The organism is Pseudomonas sp. S09G 359 (genome assembly GCF_002843605.1).
Taxonomy (GTDB): domain Bacteria; phylum Pseudomonadota; class Gammaproteobacteria; order Pseudomonadales; family Pseudomonadaceae; genus Aquipseudomonas.
This window is the reverse complement of sequence record NZ_CP025263.1, coordinates 6,072,059-6,089,854: the sequence shown is the minus strand read 5'-3', so window position 1 is coordinate 6,089,854 and position 17,796 is coordinate 6,072,059. Positions and strand designations below refer to the sequence as shown.

Below are 17,796 nucleotides of genomic sequence, written 5' to 3'. Positions count from 1 at the left end.
AATAGGTGCATCCATGCAGATTTCGGTAAATGAGTTCCTGACACCCCGCCACATTGATGTGCAGGTTGTCAGTCCAACCCGCGCCAAGATCACTCTCGAGCCTCTCGAGCGTGGTTTTGGCCACACCCTGGGCAACGCGCTGCGCCGCATCCTGTTGTCCTCAATGCCCGGCTGTGCAGTAGTCGAGGCCGAGATTGACGGTGTGCTCCACGAGTACAGCGCCATCGAAGGTGTACAGGAAGACGTAATTGAAATCCTGTTGAACCTTAAAGGTCTGGCTATCAAGCTGCACGGCCGTGACGAAGTTACGCTGACCTTGTCGAAGAAGGGTTCGGGGGTGGTTACCGCTGCCGATATTCAGCTGGATCATGATGTCGAGATCGTTAACCCCGATCACGTAATCGCTAACCTGGCGTCTAACGGCGCCCTGAACATGAAGCTCACCGTAGCTCGTGGTCGTGGTTATGAACCGGCCGACTCGCGTCAGAGCGATGAAGACGAAAGCCGCAGCATTGGTCGCTTGCAGCTTGACTCTTCGTTCAGCCCGGTTCGCCGTATCGCATACGTGGTGGAAAACGCCCGTGTCGAGCAGCGTACTAACCTGGACAAGCTGGTTATTGATCTGGAAACCAACGGTACTCTGGATCCTGAAGAGGCTATCCGCCGCGCTGCAACCATTCTGCAACAGCAGTTGGCTGCGTTCGTCGACCTCAAAGGTGACAGCGAACCAGTGGTAATCGAGCAGGAAGACGAGATCGATCCGATCCTGCTTCGCCCGGTTGACGATCTGGAACTGACTGTACGTTCGGCTAACTGCCTTAAGGCGGAAAACATTTACTACATCGGTGACCTGATTCAGCGCACCGAAGTAGAACTGTTGAAGACTCCGAACCTGGGCAAGAAATCCTTGACTGAAATCAAGGACGTTCTGGCCTCCCGCGGTCTGTCCCTCGGCATGCGCCTCGACAACTGGCCGCCTGCAAGTCTTAAGAAGGACGACAAGGCGACTGCCTGATCGTCGTAATCACCGAACGTGAGTTTGGTAAGGAATGAACCATGCGTCATCGTAAAAGTGGTCGTCACCTGAGCCGTACCAGCTCGCACCGCAAGGCCATGTTCCAAAACATGGCGGTGTCGCTGTTCGAGCACGAGCTGATCAAAACTACACTGCCGAAAGCTAAAGAACTGCGTCGCGTTGCTGAGCCGCTGATCACTTTGGCTAAGACAGACAGCCTGGCTAACCGCCGTCTGGCTTTCGACCGTACTCGCTCGAAAGCTATCGTTGGTAAGCTCTTCAACGACCTGGGCAAGCGTTACGCTACCCGTGAGGGTGGCTACCTGCGCATCCTCAAGTGCGGTTTCCGCGCTGGCGACAACGCGCCTATGGCGTACGTCGAGTTGGTTGATCGTGCTACTGCCGGCGAAGCTGTAAGCGCCGAGTAAGACGACAAGCTGTAACGAAGAACCGGGCCTAGTGCCCGGTTTTTTGTGCGCGTAACAAATGCGCGAAACGTACAAGCTTCCACAGGTGGCGCTCGGCACTATAGGCGGCGGGGTTGTTGGTAGTTATTTTCTATTGGTGCCTACAATTTAATGAATTTGTAGGTGTCATGTTGATGGTCAATAATTCCACCAAGCCGATTAGCCGGCAGTTCCAAGTCCGACCTGAGGGAAATTGAGCATGAGCCAGAACAAAATCCTTACGACCGCCAGCGGTGCTCCCGTTGCGGATAACCAGAATTCCCGTTCCGCCGGTCCACGCGGGCCGTTGCTGCTCGACGATTTTCACCTGATCGAGAAGCTTGCTCACTTCAACCGTGAAAACATCCCTGAGCGTCGTGTGCACGCCAAGGGGTCGGGTGCTTTTGGCACGTTCACGGTCACCCAGGACATCACCCGCTACACCAGCGCCAAGCTGTTCGAGTCTATCGGCAAGCAAACGCCAACCTTCCTGCGGTTCTCCACCGTGGGCGGCGAGCGTGGTTCAGCCGACACCGAACGCGACCCGCGCGGCTTTGCCTTGAAGTTCTACACCGAGGAAGGTAACTGGGACATCGTGGGTAACAACACCCCTGTGTTCTTCATTCGCGACCCGCTTAAATTCCCTGACTTTATCCACACGCAAAAGCGCCTGCCGCAAAGCAATCTGAAAAGCGCGCAGATGATGTGGGATTTCTGGTCGCACTCTCCAGAGGCGCTGCACCAGGTCACCATCCTGTTTTCGGACCGTGGCATTCCCGATGGCTACCGTCACATGCACGGCTTCGGCAGCCACACCTACAGCCTGATTAACGCCAGCGGCGAGCGTCACTGGGTGAAGTGGCACTACAAGACCAAGCAGGGCATCAAGAACCTGGCACCGGCCGAGGCTGCACGCCTGGCGGGTACCGACCCTGACTACGCCCAGCGTGATCTGTTTGGTGCGATCGAGCGCGGTGACTTCCCGAAATGGCGTGTGTGCATCCAGATCATGACCGAGGCCCAGGCCAACGCTCACTACGAGAACCCGTTTGATGTGACCAAGACCTGGTCGCAAAAAGAATTCCCGTTGATTGAAGTGGGCGAGCTGGAACTCAACCGCAACCCTCAGAACTACTTCGCTGAAGTGGAACAGGCTGCTTTCGGCCCGAGCAACATGGTGCCAGGTGTAGGTCTGTCTCCCGACCGCATGCTGCAAGGCCGCGTGTTCGCCTACGCCGATGCCCATCGCTACCGCGTCGGCACCAACCACCAGCAACTGCCGGTGAACGCGCCACGCAGCCCGGTGAACAGCTATCAGCGTGATGGTTCGATGGCATTCGGCAGCAATGGTGGGGCGGCGCCCAACTACGAGCCGAACAGCTACAGCGACGCGCCGAAGCAAGCGCCGCAATACGCTGAGCCGGCGCTGGCCTTGAGTGGCGCAGCTGATCGTTACGATCACCGTGAAGACACCGATTACTACAGCCACGCCGGTGCGCTGTTCCGCCTGATGAATGATGAGCAGAAAGCTCTGCTCACAAACAACATCGCCGGTGCAATGGCTGGGGTTTCCAGTGATGTGGTTCAGCGTCAGTTGCAGCACTTCTACAAGGCAGACCCTGCTTATGGAGACGCAATCGCAAAGGCGCTGGGTGTATCGCTTAACTAACTCTAAACGATAAGCAGAACCGCCCTCATTTGGGCGGTTTTTGCGTTATTTCAGCTACTTTTCTCAGGAAATCTTCACTTTTCTGCCGTTGGTCCCGTGACCTCCGAGTCATCATGGTTCAAACTACAGACTTTCAAGCAGGGAGATGTAGGGCGATGCAAGGTCACCCCGACGTAATCGATTACCTCAACACGTTGCTGACGGGCGAACTGGCAGCTCGTGACCAATATTTCATCCATTCGCGCATGTACGAAGACTGGGGCTTTACCGAGCTTTACGAACGTATCAACCACGAAATGGAAGAAGAGGCACAGCACGCCGACGCACTGATGCGCCGTATCCTGATGCTCGAAGGCACGCCGCGCATGCGTCCCGACGACCTGGATGTGGGCACCACGGTGCCTGACATGCTCGCAGCGGACCTGCGCCTTGAATACAAGGTGCGTGCCGCGCTCTGCAAGGGCATCGAGCTGTGCGAGCAGCACAGCGACTTCGTTACCCGTGAAATCCTGCGCGTGCAGTTGAACGACACTGAAGAAGATCACACCTACTGGCTGGAAAAGCAGTTGGGCCTGATCAAGCTGATTGGCCTGGAAAACTACCTGCAATCGCAGTTCTGATTCCCGGCTGCAAAAAAGCCCCTGTCACTGATGAAGTGACAGGGGCTTTTTATTGGGCCCGATAAATCAGGCCCGGTCGCGCGCCAGCAACGGCTTCAAGTAGTACCCGGTGTGAGACTGGGGCATCTCGGAGACCTGCTCCGGCGTGCCCACCGCGATGATCTGGCCGCCCTTGGAGCCGCCTTCCGGCCCCAGGTCCACCAGCCAGTCGGCGGTCTTGATCACATCCAGGTTGTGCTCGATCACCACCACGGTGTTGCCGTGGTCACGCAAGCGGTGCAACACATCCAGCAACTGCTGGATATCCGCAAAGTGCAGACCCGTGGTCGGCTCATCGAGGATATACAGGGTCTTGCCGGTATCGCGCTTGGACAGCTCACGGGACAGCTTCACCCGCTGTGCCTCACCACCGGATAGCGTGGTTGCCGACTGCCCCAGCTTGATATACGACAGGCCCACATCCATCAGTGTCTGCAGCTTGCGCGCCAGCGCCGGGACCGCGTCGAAGAACACCCGGGCTTCCTCGATGGTCATCTCCAGGGTTTCGTGGATGCTCTTGCCCTTGTATTTGATCTCCAGGGTTTCGCGGTTATAGCGCTTGCTCTTGCACACATCGCACGGCACGTAGATGTCCGGCAGGAAGTGCATCTCCACCTTGATCAGGCCATCGCCCTGGCAGGCTTCGCAGCGCCCGCCCTTGACGTTGAACGAGAACCGGCCTGGCCCGTAGCCGCGCGAGCGGGATTCCGGCACGCCGGCGAACAGCTCCCGAATCGGCGTGAACAGCCCGGTATAGGTCGCCGGGTTGGATCGCGGTGTGCGACCAATCGGGCTCTGGTCGATATCGACCACCTTATCCAGGTGCTCCAGGCCCTTGATGCTGTCATGGGCTGCCGCTTCCAGGGTGGTTGCGCCGTTCAAGGCGGTCGCACTCAATGGGAACAACGTGTTGTTGATCAGCGTCGACTTGCCCGAGCCGGACACCCCGGTCACGCAGGTCAGCAGGCCCAGCGGGATTTCCAGGTCGACATTGCGCAAGTTATTGCCACGCGCGCCCTTGAGGTGCAGCGCCAGCTTCTTGTTGCGCGGCGTACGCTTGGCCGGCACTTCGATCTTCACACGGCCGGAGAGGTACTTGCCGGTCAACGAGTCCGGGTGCGCCATGACTTCGGCCGGCGTGCCCTCGGCGACGATATGCCCGCCATGCACACCCGCCCCCGGGCCGATATCGACCACATAGTCCGCCAGGCGGATCGCGTCTTCATCGTGCTCGACCACAATCACCGTGTTGCCGATATCCCGCAGGTGTTTCAGCGTGCCCAACAGGCGATCGTTATCGCGCTGGTGCAAGCCAATCGATGGTTCGTCGAGAATGTACAACACACCCACCAGGCCCGCGCCAATCTGGCTGGCCAGGCGGATACGCTGGGCTTCGCCGCCGGACAATGTGTCCGCGCTGCGGTCCAGCGACAGGTAGTCCAGGCCCACGTTCACCAGGAACTGCAGGCGCTCGCGGATTTCCTTGAGGATCTTGTCGGCAATTTCCCCGCGGCGGCCCGTCAGCTTGAGCCCGCCAAAGTATTCGCAGGCATCGCCGATCGGCAGGTTGGTCACCGCCGGCAGCGTCTTCTCGCCAACCCACACATGCCGTGCCTCACGACGCAGGCGCGTGCCACGGCAATCCGGGCACGGCTGGGTGCTGAGGAACTTCGCCAGTTCCTCGCGCACGCTGGCCGATTCGGTTTCGCGGTAGCGGCGCTCCAGGTTCGGCACAATGCCTTCGAACGGGTGCGAGCGCTTAACGATATCGCCACGGTCGTTGAGGTATTTGAAGTCGACGTTCTGCGAGCCGCTACCGTGCAGGATGACTTTCTGCTGCTCGGCCGGCAGTTCGTTGAACGGCACTTCCAGGCTGAATTTATAGTGGGAGGCCAGCGACCCGAGCATCTGGAAGTAGTAGACGTTACGCCTGTCCCAGCCACGTATCGCGCCTTCTGCCAGCGTCAGGTCGCCATTGACCAGGCGCTTGATGTCGAAGAACTGTTTAACCCCCAGCCCGTCACACGTCGGGCAGGCGCCCGCCGGGTTGTTGAAGGAAAATAGCTTGGGCTCCAGCTCGCTGATGGCATGGCCACAGATCGGGCAAGCGAAACGCGCCGAGAAGATGATCTCTTCGCCTGGCTCGTCGTCCATCGGCGCCACCAGGGCGATACCGTCGGCCAGCTTCAAGGCCGTCTCGAACGATTCCGCCAGGCGCTGCTGCAGGTCGGCGCGCACTTTGAAGCGGTCGACCACTACATCAATAGAGTGCTTTTTCTGCTTGTCGAGCTTGGGCGCTTCGTCCAGCTCATACAGCTTGCCGTTGATACGTGCGCGCACAAAACCCTGGGCGCGCAGTTCTTCGAAGACGGAAAGGTGTTCGCCCTTGCGCTCACGAATCACCGGCGCCAGCAACATCAGCTTGGCGCCTTCCGGCTGGGCCAGCACCAGGTCGACCATCTGGCTGACGGTCTGCGCTTCCAGTGGAATGTCGTGGTCCGGGCAACGCGGGATACCCACGCGGGCGTAGAGCAGGCGCAGGTAGTCGTAGATTTCGGTGATGGTGCCCACGGTAGAGCGGGGGTTGTGGGAGGTCGACTTCTGCTCGATGGAAATCGCCGGCGACAGGCCTTCAATCGTGTCGACGTCAGGTTTTTCCATCATCGACAGGAACTGGCGGGCATAGGCCGACAGCGATTCCACATAGCGGCGCTGGCCTTCGGCGTACAGCGTGTCGAACGCCAGGGACGATTTGCCCGAGCCGGACAAGCCGGTGATGACGATCAGCTTGTCCCGGGGCAGGGTCAGGTCGATGTTCTTCAGGTTGTGGGTTCTAGCCCCACGAATCAGGATCTTGTCCAAGATGGCCTCGCACGGCGGGCGTAAATAATGCCGGAGTATACGGCTAAAGACTGGATGAATATACACTGCCAGAGTGCCAGGTGCAGCCTTACATGAAAGCTGCGCGGCAAAGCGCCGCATATACCCTCTCAATCGATGGGACTGGTAGAATCGCCGCCGGTTCACACGAGGTTTTTCCATGCACGATCCCCACAGCGAACGCATGAGTAGCGGCGAGACCCGAGCGGCAAGCGGTCTGGCCCTGGTGTTCGCCTTCCGTATGCTGGGCATGTTCATGGTGTTGCCGGTACTGGCGACCTATGGAATGGACCTCGCAGGCGCGACCCCCGCATTGATCGGCCTGGCGATTGGCGCCTATGGCCTGACCCAGGCGATTTTTCAGATCCCGTTCGGGATCATTTCCGACCGCATCGGCCGGCGTCCGGTGATTTACCTGGGGTTGATCGTGTTCGCCCTCGGCAGCGTGCTGGCGGCCCAGTCCGACTCGATATGGGGCGTGATCGCGGGGCGCATCCTGCAAGGCGCGGGCGCAATTTCGGCGGCGGTCATGGCGCTGTTGTCGGACCTGACCCGTGAGCAACACCGCACCAAGGCCATGGCCATGATCGGTATGACGATCGGCCTGTCGTTCGCCGTGGCCATGGTAGTGGGCCCGTTGCTGACCCGCGCGTTCGGCCTGCACGGTTTGTTCCTGGCCACCGGTGGCATGGCGCTGTTCGGTATCGTGATCGTGGCCTTTATGGTGCCGCGCTCCACCGGTACGCTGCAGCACAGGGAGTCGGGCGTTGCGCGCAAGGCCTTGTTGCCGACCCTCAAGCACCCGGACCTGCTGCGCCTGGATTTAGGTATCTTCGTGTTGCACGCAATGCTGATGTGCAGCTTCGTCGCGCTGCCCCTGGCGCTGGTCGAAAAAGCCGGCCTGCCCAAGGAACAGCACTGGTGGGTCTACCTGACCGCGCTGCTGGTTTCGTTCTTCGCCATGATCCCGTTCATCATCTACGGCGAGAAGAAACGCAAAATGAAACGAGTTTTGCTCGGCGCCGTCGCGACGCTGATGCTCACTGAGCTATTCTTCTGGCAGTTCGGCGACAGCCTGCGGGCGCTGGTAATCGGCACGGTGGTGTTTTTTACCGCGTTCAACCTGCTGGAGGCCTCGTTGCCTTCGCTGATCAGTAAGGTTTCACCGGCCGGTGGCAAGGGCACGGCGATGGGGGTGTATTCCACCAGCCAGTTCCTGGGTTCTGCATTGGGCGGCATCATGGGTGGCTGGATGTTTCAGCACGGCGGTTTGTCGGTTGTGTTCCTCGGATGCGCAGGTCTGGCTGCCCTCTGGTTAGCCTTTGCTGTTACCATGCGCGAACCTCCCTATGTAACGAGCCTGCGTTTGCCGTTATCGCCAGAAGCGATCCGCGAAGCCGGTCTGGTTGAGCGCCTCAAGGCCGTTACCGGGGTTACAGATGCCGTGGTTATTGCTGAAGAAGCCGCCATCTACATCAAATTAGACACCGAATTATTGGATCGCGCGACGCTCGAGCAACTGGTCAACCCAGTGCCGACAGCGCGCCCAGCCTAGGAGAACGTTATGGCCCGTGGGGTTAACAAAGTCATATTGGTCGGTACGTGCGGCCAGGATCCCGAAGTTCGCTACTTGCCTAACGGTAACGCCGTGACCAACCTGAGTCTGGCGACCAGCGAACAGTGGACCGACAAGCAGACCGGTCAAAAGGTCGAGAAAACCGAATGGCACCGTGTGTCGATGTTTGGCAAGGTGGCCGAGATCGCCGGTGAATACCTGCGTAAAGGTTCGCAGGTCTACATCGAAGGCAAGCTGCAAACCCGCGAGTGGGAAAAAGACGGCATCAAGCGTTACACCACCGAAATCGTGGTCGACATGCAAGGCACCATGCAACTGCTGGGCGGCCGCCCACAGCAGGGTGACCAACAAGGCGGGGGTAATAACTACCAGCAGTCCGCTCCGGCCCCGCGCCAGCAGGCTCCACGCCCACAGCAGTCGGCACCGCAACAGTCGCGTCAGGCACCGCCTCCACAGCAGGCCGCTCCGCAGCCGGCTCCGGATTTCGACAGCTTTGATGACGATATCCCGTTCTAGGATACGACTGAGCCTCGATCTGTAAAGTATTTCCCTGAAAGCCCCGAGAGTGCTGCTCTTGGGGCTTTTTCTTTGCCAAAAAAAAAGTAAAGACTACGCTCGGAAAACTGAATAGGAGGATGGTTGGGGATGAATGTAAAGAATCGAGGTGGGGAGAGGCTAGCAAGAGTGGCGAAGACCAAAAGCTTCGTCATGGGGAATGGCGAGAGAGCGTGTCTGTTGGTCGATGAACATGGAATGCCTCTCTATTATCCAAATCTATTCATAACCACGCAGATTCGAAACCGTAGCTTGTCTGCCTCGACATCGCTAAACAGCGCCGGACATCTTTGTGCTTTCCTGCAAGCTCTACCCCTGGCTCAGCAGGTGAGCTGGGTGGGGGGGCGCAGCGTTTATGTTCTGGTTCAGCACCCGTGTGTGCTCGAAATCGGCTCGCCGCACGTACCTCTAGCCAAGCTCCCAGAAAAAGAGCGATCCTTGACTCTGATGAAGTGTTTCACCCAACGGGGCTGTTAATTTGAGCCTCACTGAGCAGAGGCGAAATCTTCGCCTTCCTGCCTTATTATGGCTGCGGCAAAAAAAGGGTCAGTGCAGATGTGAAGATCCGCTCAGTGAAGGTGGAACCAGCACGGCAATGACTAGAAGTGCCAATGGTGGCCATGGAGAGTTTTCGCCCTATGTCGTGGAAAAGCCTAAGTTTCCTTGGACCAAATGAACACTGACGGGCCAGCGGGTGACATAGCACTGGTTGGTGCGAAGGTCGTCATGGGTAGGTTGGCATCGGCCTACCAAGATGCCGGTTTTGGTTTCGAAAAGTGTTGATTGACGCAGAGAAGGTGTTTGAGGGTTTCGCCGATATGTGGGTTCTATAGAAAGTAAGATGAAAGCCTATTATGGAGAACCGTGAATTCTGAGTTAATTTACCAAGTATACTAGCTTGGGCCAATTTAGGTTTAGTTAGAAAGGCGGTATTAGAAGTGGAAGCCGAAGACTATAGAGTTACTAGCGGGTCATCATCAAGTCAAGGGCGCTTCAGCGTAATTCCGCTGTGGCTTATGTGGCTAGTCGGCGGGGTCGCGTTGCTGACAGTGTTTATGCTTGCCATGTATCTTAAGACCTTTGGCACCGTTCTATCTAATAAGCAAGACGTCTGGGGACAGTTTGGAGACTTTTTTGGTGGGATATTGAATCCTCTTTTGAGCAGTCTTGCGCTGGCTGCGGTTTTAGTCACGCTTAGAATTCAAGGACAAGACTTGAAGGCGGCTCAGGATGAAAATAGGCAGACAAATCTCCATCTGGACGCTCAAGCGAGATATATAAGGTTGCAAAGTTTTGAATCTGTATTTTTCAGGCTTTTAGATCTCCATCTGAACGCAAAAAAGGAATTCACATTATTTGCCGACGGAGTAGAGAGTAAAGGAGTTAGTGGGTTTGAAAGAGTGGGTAATGAGCTTTCAGAGTTTGAACTGAATACTCTATTAGTGGTGGTTAGTAATGATGAGGCCCGCTCTGCAGAGTTGATTAGTCAGAGATTCGAAGAGCAGTTCGGAAATGTGTTTAGTACATATTTTAGAAGTATGTATCAAGTCTTAAAGTATGTGGATGCATATACTGGGTTCAAAAGTAGCCATATGCCAGCGGAAAGCTTGGTGAATCCTAGTTTGGCAGTTGTAGGCAGCGATCTGGTCTCCTATATTTCTGAATATCAAGCAAAGCGCCAATATGTGAATATGTTGCGCGCTCAGATGGAGCAGGCTGAAAGGCGTGTATTATTTTCAAGTTGTTTGACTGCTAAAGGAGCGGGGCTAAAATTCTACGTTGAAAAATATTCTCTATTGAAAGGCATGAACGTTCAACGTACTTCCTTAACGGATGAGCAAGCGTACAGCTTCTATAGCTCATCAGCTTTTCACGGACATGAAAGCATAGATTATGCTTTGCTGAAAGCTAATGACAAAAAGCAACCGATCTGATACTAAATATGCGACTTTTCTTCTGAACAGAGACTGCACAATCGCGCTGAGTTAAGCCGACTATCGCAAAGCTCGTCCAGTACCCACAGGCACTTAAAAATGACTGAATCACCCTTCAATATAATCGAACCCGAGCAGAATTCTCTCGAAATTCATTTTTATCGAGCAAACGAAAAGCCCTTCGGAGTATTTAGCAATCTATTTAAACGCAGCTTTAGCTTCGAAGGTGTGGAGTACCCCACGGCGGAACATGCCTATCAAGCAGGCAAAGCACGAAAAGAAGCTGTCAGAGATTGGATTCTTAACGCGCCCTCACCAGCCTTAGTAGCTATGGCTGCGCATGGGCTTTACACATGGGATATTGCTCCAAATTGGTCGAAAATAAAATTTAGTAGAATGAAAGCAGTATTGATTGAGAAATACAGTCAAAATCCAGATCTAGCGGAAATTTTGATCTCAACGGGTGATGCGAGATTAGTAGAGTCGGCCACTACTGATAATCTTGTAAACAGGACATGGGGTGAAGTAAACGGCAAAGGGAAAAATATGCTTGGTGTCTTGCTCATGGAAGTGAGAAGCGAGCTTAAAAGTGAAAATATTAGCCCATTGTCGAAATAGAGGTATAGCTCCGCATATGACAAGTCTTGGGGAAAGTAAATACAGTCAAGAAATGGATTTGCTGCAAGATACTTATGCGGGCGCCATGCTTGAGGACGTCCGTGATCTGCAAAAAGCTATCGTGGGCGCAAGTGAAGCTAGCTTAATCGGTGTTGGTTCTGGGGGATCATTTACGGTTGCATCGTTACTGTGCAATTTACATGAGGCGTACACTGGACGAGTTTCAAGGCCGTCAACCCCGCTGGAGATAATTTGCAACCCTACGTTAGCCGCTTCTAGTCCGGTATTTCTCGTGTCCGCAGAGGGCAAAAATCCCGATGTTATCGAGGCTCTGCGCCGTGCCAGGCGACATAGCGCGAGGCCTGTTCACGTAATAGTCAATAGAGCAGATTGCCCTCTGGTGCTGGAGGCCGATGCGTTAGGTGATGTAAAATCGCACTGTTACGAGCTAGCGAATAAAGATGGATACCTAGCTACAAATAGCCTTCTTTTGGATTCCATTTTGGTCGCGAGAGCCTATAGCGAGCTTAATCCACAGCTTGAACAATTACCTCGAACTATATCAGAGTTAAAAATCGGAGATGCATCGATAGAAGAGTGGGTTAATGATGGGAAGAAGTTTGTAGAGGCATGTGTGCTTCGAGGGACTCTTACTATTGTATATTCTCCCTTGTTGAAACCAATCGCGGCGGATTTAGAATCCAAACTTTCAGAAGCTGCCTTGCTTCATGTTCAGCTAGTCGATCTAAGATCCTACGCTCACGGTAGACATCTTTGGCTAGCAAATAGGCCTGATGACTGTGCAATTTTGGCGATCACTGATCGCGCTCTGTCTGGACTATGGGACGCCATGAAGGATTTGTTTCCTGCACAGGTTCCAGTTTATACGATGCGTTTGCATGGGGCTTCTCCCAACGATTTAATTTCTGGGCTTATAGCTCAAATGCACTTGGTTGGAGAAATTGGGAAGCTGCTGAAAATTGATCCAGGTAAGCCCGGTGCGTCAGACTTCGGTAGGAAACTCTACTATTTGAATCTAAGTGATCATATAGAAAAGCCCCATGATCATCAACATAAAGCCATAAGTAGTAAGTACGATACGATTGGCGCATTGTGGCCCTCTAATAGAGATCACGGTCCTGTAAATAGAGCAGAAAAAGAATTTATTCAAGATTTAGAATCGAAGATTTTTAAATGCATCGTGTTCGATTACGACGGCACTCTTTGCAGTTCCCAACGAAGGGATGCCCCGCCCGATGCTGCAATACTACGCCATCTTACTCGTCTGGTTGAAGCCGGCGTACATGTCGGAATAGCCTCAGGGAGGGGGGACTCGGTCCAGCAGTGTCTTGAATCCTGTCTTCCAGCTGAAATTTTAGAAAAAATAACCATCGGTCTTTACAATGGCGGCTGGATTTCTAAAGCAGATAAGAGTGTTATGCCGAGCGGGCAGACTAGCGAATTTTTGAGCCATGTAACCCGAATTATTGTCAGGCTAAAAGGGCTCGGTATACCTATTGATAGCTACAAGGTTAATCCCCCGTATCAGGTAAGCATCCGTTTTCGGGAGGGGCTTTCAACGGACAAAATGTGGTTTGTCGTTGCCGATGCGCTGCGACAAGATGGTCTTGACACCACTGGTCTTGTAAAAAGTAAGCATTCAGTGGATGTGTTGGCTCCGGGAATTAATAAGTCACGCGTTATAGCTGATATTGTCCAAAAAACCCATATACACCCGTACGAGATAATCACAGTAGGCGATCAGGGCGCTTGGCCAGGAAATGATTTCGCCCTACTAGAACATAAGTACTCGCTCAGCGTAGATGTTCCCTCCAGACGCTTAGACCGCGGATGGAAATTAGCACCCACTCATTTACGGGATGTTGATGCTACACTTTGGTATTTGCAAAAAATAGACCTTGATCTCCAAGGTCTATTCCGGTTCGTCGCAATACGCGATTAGGAGCGAAAGTACATTATGAAGGATCAAAATGCTGCTCAGTTGTTAGCAAAAATCATGAGTTGGCAGGAAATAAGCTCTGTGCAGTCATTAAAACGGCTCCAGCTACTGGCTGAGTATAAATATAATAGTTATCAGCGCTTTGGTCCCGGTAGAAGATTCATCGAAAGCCTTGCTCTTTGGTTGGATCAATTTGATACAACAGACAGAGAGGCCGCTCTGAAGTTGGTACTGACGCGACTTGTATTCTTTTCCGAGTCGGAGCTGTCACACTTGGTTAGCACGGCATATCCAGATTTGATAGTTCAAGAGCGGATTAGATTGGTTGCCGAAGAGTCGGATATTCCTAGCCATAAAGTTTCTAAGATCTGCGCGAAGGAAAGATTTAAAGAGCTTCGCGCTAAGTCTCTGTACTTAGGCCTTAGCGATGGGGCAAGGACGAATGAAGTAAGAAGGTCTAGCTTGGGTGACATTAGTAATGAGCAAATTTGGCAGGCTTATGAGCTTAGCGATGAAAAAGCTCGTGACATGCTTGAGTCTTTAGACGCTGCGCTGAAGGAAATTGGTAAAAAGGAGGATAAGTCGCGTTTTAACCTGATTTGGCTTCTAGATGATTTTTCGGGAAGTGGTAATACTTATATTCGATACGATAGCGCTTCAGGGAAGTACAAAGGAAAAATAAAGAAAATATTTGAAAGGCTTTACAAAGGTGACTTGATCGACCCTCATCATTACGAGGTTTTTTTGTTGTTATATACTGCCACCCGACAAGCTATTGATCACATTGAATACTGGTCTGAGCGCTTTACGTCCGAGAATGGATATAAATCTGTTCAGGTGAAGGTTTTGTTTCCGATTGAGCCTGAATATTCACTAACTAATGACCCAGATACGGACATCGCAAATTTACTTAAGTTAGAAAAGTATTACGATAGTAGGGCGTCTGATAAACACATAGCTGTTGGTGGGACGGATGATGCGCGGATGGGATTCGCTGCTTGCGCATTACCGATTGTCTTATCTCATAACTCTCCAAATAACTCGATTTATATGTTTTGGGGACCTGAGAATTATAAACCATTCGGATTATTTCCTCGCGTCAGTCGGCATAGAGAATTCTGATGGCATACAATACAAACCCTTTTCTTGAGCGTATGTCTGAAAGGACTACATCTGATCTTGACTTTGTGAGGCTTTTTTCGCCAAAAATTTTGGAAAAGCTTCCTGGAGAGGCTTTTGAGGGTGGAGTCCATGTGTTCCGAAGTGCGCCCGGGGCGGGAAAGACAACTCTTCTTAGGGCATTTACTCCTACAGCTCTCCGCGGTTTTTGGCAGGCTCGCAGGCAAGAAGAGATGCACGAGTCTTTTCAGAAGCTTGTAGATCGAGGGGTCCTGGACGATATCAATAGCCCTCAATTCCTTGGCATACTACTTTCGTGTGCATCTGGGTATGCGGATTTGCCGCCGGGTGCAGATCTCAATCAATCCGGACTGTTCAGGGCATTATTAGACTGCAGGATAGTGCTCAGGACGTTAAGGAACTTAGCTGTATTGCTTGACTTTCCATCTGAGCAGGATCTGCAATCAGTTGGTCTTGATTACTCAGATATGAGCTCGAAACTTCGCGGCATACCTGTAGCTGAAAATGCATTCGAGCTGCTGTGCTGGGCCGAGCTCCATGAACAGAAAGTATATGCACAGTTAGATGCGTTCGTTGGAGACAGTTCAGCAGATATGCCTTCGCATCTGCAGTTTGAAGGAGTGTTGTGGCTAGATGCGGTGAAATTCATTTTAAATGGCGAGGTGGTGGCAACTAAACGATTGCTGATGATTGACGATTTACATAAGTTAAGACGTAAACAGAGAACCTTGTTAATTGATGAACTAGCCGTCCAAAGGAATGGCGTTCCGGTTTGGTTGGCTGAAAGGACCGTGTCACTTGGTGATGAACTCCTGTCCCAAGGCTCAAGGCGTGGAAGAGATGTAAATGAGTATACGTTGGAAGAAATGTGGAGTGGCTCGAAGGGAAGTCACCAGTTTGCCCAGTTTGCTAAAAGCATTTTAGACCGCCGAATGCTCATGCAAGAACTTGTAGCATCAAAATCATTTCCGCATTATCTTCGTGAGGAGTTAGTACTAGCGGAGGTTAAGGAAGAAATTCAGCGTGGTATTGCCGAGTTTAAGAAAGAGTCACAAAGAATTAGTGATATGTTACGATATGCTACTTGGTTAACTAGGGCTGATGAGTTAATTAGTAATGGTAGTTATGATGCTTTGGTTGAACTGTTTTCAATTAGAATACTAGTTGCTCGCGAGGAATCTAAGCGTCAATTGTCTTTTGATCTGGAATTGTCAACGGATGACTTTGCGTCCAGAGATGTATCTGCAGTAAGGGGCGCGGTAGAGATATTTATTCACGAGGAACTGGGGATACCTTATTATTTCGGGATGGATAAGTTGTTCACAATGGCTACATCCAACGTCGAAGAGCTGTTGTCATTAGCCGCTGCTCTATTTGTCGGAATGCAAAATAAGCAAATTATCCGAAAGCCAGATTTGACGCTCACGCCACGAGAGCAAGAAAAGCTATTAACTGATGCTGCAAAGCGTAAATGGGAATTCATCCCAAAAAACCATACTGAAGGTCTGCGTGCACAGCGTTTGCTAGATAGTATTGGGGCTTTTTGTAGGGAAAAAACGTTCGCTCCTACTGCTCCATATGCGCCTGGTGTGACCGGGGTACGTCTTTCACAGCTGGAGCTCCACAGGCTCAAAAGTGGTCTTTCCGGACTTGGCGAAAAAGCTGCGGTCCTCCTGCGTGTACTTGCCGAATGCTCTGCAGAGAATTTATTAGTTGCCAAGTCTAGCTCTGCGTCTGTGAACCGGGATGCTGGCACAATTTTCTACCTTAATAGAACACTCTGTGCGCTATACGGCTTGCCATTGCAGCAAGGCGGGTGGCAGTCAGTGAGCAGTATGCAGTTGTACGAATGGATGGAAAGGGGTCCCAAAGGTTCCCAAAGAAAACTTACCAATATTAAGTAGGATGCTAATATGCTTTGGGATCATTATGTATTTCGGCAGGGAAGTAAGGTTGATGAGCTTTGGGACAGCCTGTATACAAATACTAAGGTCGATGTGGTTTATATCGCCGGTAGGGGATTTGATGTTCGCGGACGTATAGTGATGGAACGTTTCGTCAGTGGTTTGACGTCTGCTAAGGTTAGGATTAATAAGTCAAAACTTATCCTTGTTGAACTAGCTGATTATGAGCTTGATGTCGATGTTGTGGCCATCACTGCTGAAAACACTAATGCTCTGAAAACATCCTTCTTTCCTAATGCTACAATTGAGGAGGTTTCAATAGGCACTGTTGGTGATGAAGATATTAGCTCCGGAATCGCACTTTCGCGCGGTGTTAAAGAAATACTGGGTATGATAGATGGGCATACGGATATTGTTCTTGATATTAGTGCGATGCCCCGAGTGCTATATTTATCTTTATTGACGAATATTCTCAATAAATTGATTCCTAACAAGTTTGATGATTCTAGTGGTAGCCCTCTTGCAGCTAATCGGGTTAATTTCCAGGTTTTAGTTGCGGAGGATGCTCGATTAGATGGTTTGATTAAGGCAGAAGACCCCAGTAATGATTTGATTTACGTGCCTGGGTTTGCTGGAGCGATGCATGTGGAAAGCGCAAGAGATTGGCCGATTGTCTGGTTTCCCTTTCTCGGCGAAAATCGATCACAACAAATGCAAAAAATAATTGAATTAGCTGAAATACCTGACTCGGCCGAGATTTGTCCCATTCTACCACATCCCTCTAAAGACCCAAGACGAGCAGATAATTTGCTTGTAGAATACTCTGAAGTTCTTTTCGATGCCCGATCTACACCTACTACTAATATATTTTACGTCCACGAATCTAATCCATTTGAGGCGTATCGACAGCTTTTAACTGCAATGAATCGATATAAAGATAGCATGCGTATTCTTGGTGGGTGTAAGTTAGTAGTTTCGCCATTGGGAAGTAAGTTGATGACTCTTGGTGCAGGGTTAGCTTGTTTCGAAATGAAACCTAGTGACCTGAATGCCAAGTATGGAGTAGCGCTCCCTCATTCGGAACCGAAACGCTATGTTGCATCAATTGAGGAACTAAGACGCTCTACTCCAACCCTTTATTCATTACTGTTGACCGGTGAATCCTATATCGATGATTAGCTTGGTTTTTCGGGGTTTAGGTCTTAAGTGCTAAGTTGTTATTTTTTTCATTACAGCTTTCATGCTCATCCACATAACCAGTCCATGCCGCTTGGTATGAGCATGGTAAAGAGCATTCAATGCGCGGGGATTTAGATGCTTAATTTGCTCAGCCCGCGGGCTCGATTTGTCTGCGTACCCCCGGTAATCTTCGTTACCTCTCATCAGTTGTCATTTCAACGACCGTGTAAAATATAACCGTTTTTTTATGGAAACTTCACA

13 protein-coding genes are annotated in these 17,796 nt (G+C 51.9%); 12 read left to right on the top strand and 1 reads right to left on the bottom strand.

The genetic code is table 11. The features are described from left to right. Positions 1 to 13 precede the first annotated feature (13 nt). The 4 genes from rpoA to bfr all read left to right on the top strand — a co-directional run bounded on the left by rpoA (position 14) and on the right by bfr (position 3,750). Positions 14 to 1,015, top strand: coding sequence for a DNA-directed RNA polymerase subunit alpha (gene rpoA, locus CXQ82_RS27965; protein WP_003176403.1), 1,002 nt, complete (start codon positions 14 to 16; stop codon positions 1,013 to 1,015). Positions 1,016 to 1,056: 41 nt separating this feature from the next. After that, positions 1,057 to 1,443, top strand: a complete 387-nt coding sequence (gene rplQ / locus CXQ82_RS27960) for a 50S ribosomal protein L17 (protein WP_003176402.1) — start codon at positions 1,057 to 1,059, stop codon at positions 1,441 to 1,443. A gap of 238 nt (positions 1,444 to 1,681) precedes the next feature. Beyond that, entirely contained in the window at positions 1,682 to 3,130 is a 1,449-nt protein-coding gene (locus CXQ82_RS27955; protein ID WP_101273225.1) for a catalase, read from the top strand. Between the two features lie 155 nt (positions 3,131 to 3,285). Beyond that, on the top strand, positions 3,286 to 3,750 hold the full coding sequence (gene bfr, locus CXQ82_RS27950; RefSeq protein ID WP_033900044.1) for a bacterioferritin: 465 nt from the start codon (positions 3,286 to 3,288) through the stop codon (positions 3,748 to 3,750). A 66-nt stretch (positions 3,751 to 3,816) separates the two neighbouring features. On the opposite strand, the gene uvrA is transcribed toward bfr, so the two are convergent. Then, the gene (gene uvrA, locus CXQ82_RS27945; RefSeq protein ID WP_101273224.1) at positions 3,817 to 6,651 is read right to left on the bottom strand and encodes an excinuclease ABC subunit UvrA; all 2,835 of its coding nucleotides are present in this window, start codon (positions 6,649 to 6,651) and stop codon (positions 3,817 to 3,819) included. Between the two features lie 178 nt (positions 6,652 to 6,829). On the opposite strand from uvrA, the gene CXQ82_RS27940 reads away from it, so the two are divergent. The 8 genes from CXQ82_RS27940 (at position 6,830) to CXQ82_RS27905 (ending at position 17,535) form a co-directional block, all read left to right on the top strand. After that, positions 6,830 to 8,224, top strand: coding sequence for an MFS transporter (locus tag CXQ82_RS27940; RefSeq protein WP_101273223.1), 1,395 nt, complete (start codon positions 6,830 to 6,832; stop codon positions 8,222 to 8,224). A gap of 9 nt (positions 8,225 to 8,233) precedes the next feature. Continuing rightward, the gene (locus CXQ82_RS27935) at positions 8,234 to 8,761 is read left to right on the top strand and encodes a single-stranded DNA-binding protein (RefSeq protein WP_010467282.1); all 528 of its coding nucleotides are present in this window, start codon (positions 8,234 to 8,236) and stop codon (positions 8,759 to 8,761) included. 977 nt (positions 8,762 to 9,738) lie between these two features. Next, complete coding sequence (locus CXQ82_RS27930; protein ID WP_157832199.1) at positions 9,739 to 10,734, top strand: putative phage abortive infection protein; 996 nt, start codon at positions 9,739 to 9,741, stop codon at positions 10,732 to 10,734. A 99-nt stretch (positions 10,735 to 10,833) separates the two neighbouring features. Beyond that, positions 10,834 to 11,352 carry an NADAR family protein gene (locus tag CXQ82_RS27925; protein WP_101273221.1) on the top strand — a complete coding sequence of 173 codons (519 nt, stop codon included), beginning with the start codon at positions 10,834 to 10,836 and terminating at the stop codon, positions 11,350 to 11,352. Next, positions 11,324 to 13,315: an HAD-IIB family hydrolase gene (locus CXQ82_RS27920; protein WP_218274439.1), complete on the top strand. Its 1,992-nt coding sequence runs from the start codon at positions 11,324 to 11,326 to the stop codon at positions 13,313 to 13,315. The genes CXQ82_RS27925 and CXQ82_RS27920 overlap by 29 nt, the downstream gene beginning before the upstream one ends. A gap of 15 nt (positions 13,316 to 13,330) precedes the next feature. Continuing rightward, on the top strand, positions 13,331 to 14,434 hold the full coding sequence (locus CXQ82_RS27915) for a hypothetical protein (RefSeq protein ID WP_101273219.1): 1,104 nt from the start codon (positions 13,331 to 13,333) through the stop codon (positions 14,432 to 14,434). Continuing rightward, the gene (locus CXQ82_RS27910) at positions 14,434 to 16,356 is read left to right on the top strand and encodes a hypothetical protein (RefSeq protein WP_101273218.1); all 1,923 of its coding nucleotides are present in this window, start codon (positions 14,434 to 14,436) and stop codon (positions 16,354 to 16,356) included. Before CXQ82_RS27915 ends, CXQ82_RS27910 begins: the two co-directional genes overlap by 1 nt. 9 nt (positions 16,357 to 16,365) lie before the next feature. After that, positions 16,366 to 17,535 (top strand): hypothetical protein, encoded by a 1,170-nt coding sequence (locus CXQ82_RS27905; RefSeq protein ID WP_101273217.1) that lies wholly within the window; start codon positions 16,366 to 16,368, stop codon positions 17,533 to 17,535. The last annotated feature ends 261 nt before the right edge of the window (positions 17,536 to 17,796 follow it).

What these genes read in the sequence shown, in the direction of transcription:
- CXQ82_RS27940 (WP_101273223.1), top strand. Translation starts at nt 6,830, where the DNA reads ATGCACGATCCCCACAGCGAACGCATGAGTAGCGGCGAGACCCGAGCG.
- CXQ82_RS27955 (WP_101273225.1), top strand. Translation starts at nt 1,682, where the DNA reads ATGAGCCAGAACAAAATCCTTACGACCGCCAGCGGTGCTCCCGTTGCG.
- bfr (WP_033900044.1), top strand. Translation starts at nt 3,286, where the DNA reads ATGCAAGGTCACCCCGACGTAATCGATTACCTCAACACGTTGCTGACG.
- CXQ82_RS27905 (WP_101273217.1), top strand. Translation starts at nt 16,366, where the DNA reads ATGCTTTGGGATCATTATGTATTTCGGCAGGGAAGTAAGGTTGATGAG.
- CXQ82_RS27915 (WP_101273219.1), top strand. Translation starts at nt 13,331, where the DNA reads ATGAAGGATCAAAATGCTGCTCAGTTGTTAGCAAAAATCATGAGTTGG.
- CXQ82_RS27910 (WP_101273218.1), top strand. Translation starts at nt 14,434, where the DNA reads ATGGCATACAATACAAACCCTTTTCTTGAGCGTATGTCTGAAAGGACT.
- CXQ82_RS27925 (WP_101273221.1), top strand. Translation starts at nt 10,834, where the DNA reads ATGACTGAATCACCCTTCAATATAATCGAACCCGAGCAGAATTCTCTC.
- rplQ (WP_003176402.1), top strand. Translation starts at nt 1,057, where the DNA reads ATGCGTCATCGTAAAAGTGGTCGTCACCTGAGCCGTACCAGCTCGCAC.
- rpoA (WP_003176403.1), top strand. Translation starts at nt 14, where the DNA reads ATGCAGATTTCGGTAAATGAGTTCCTGACACCCCGCCACATTGATGTG.
- CXQ82_RS27935 (WP_010467282.1), top strand. Translation starts at nt 8,234, where the DNA reads ATGGCCCGTGGGGTTAACAAAGTCATATTGGTCGGTACGTGCGGCCAG.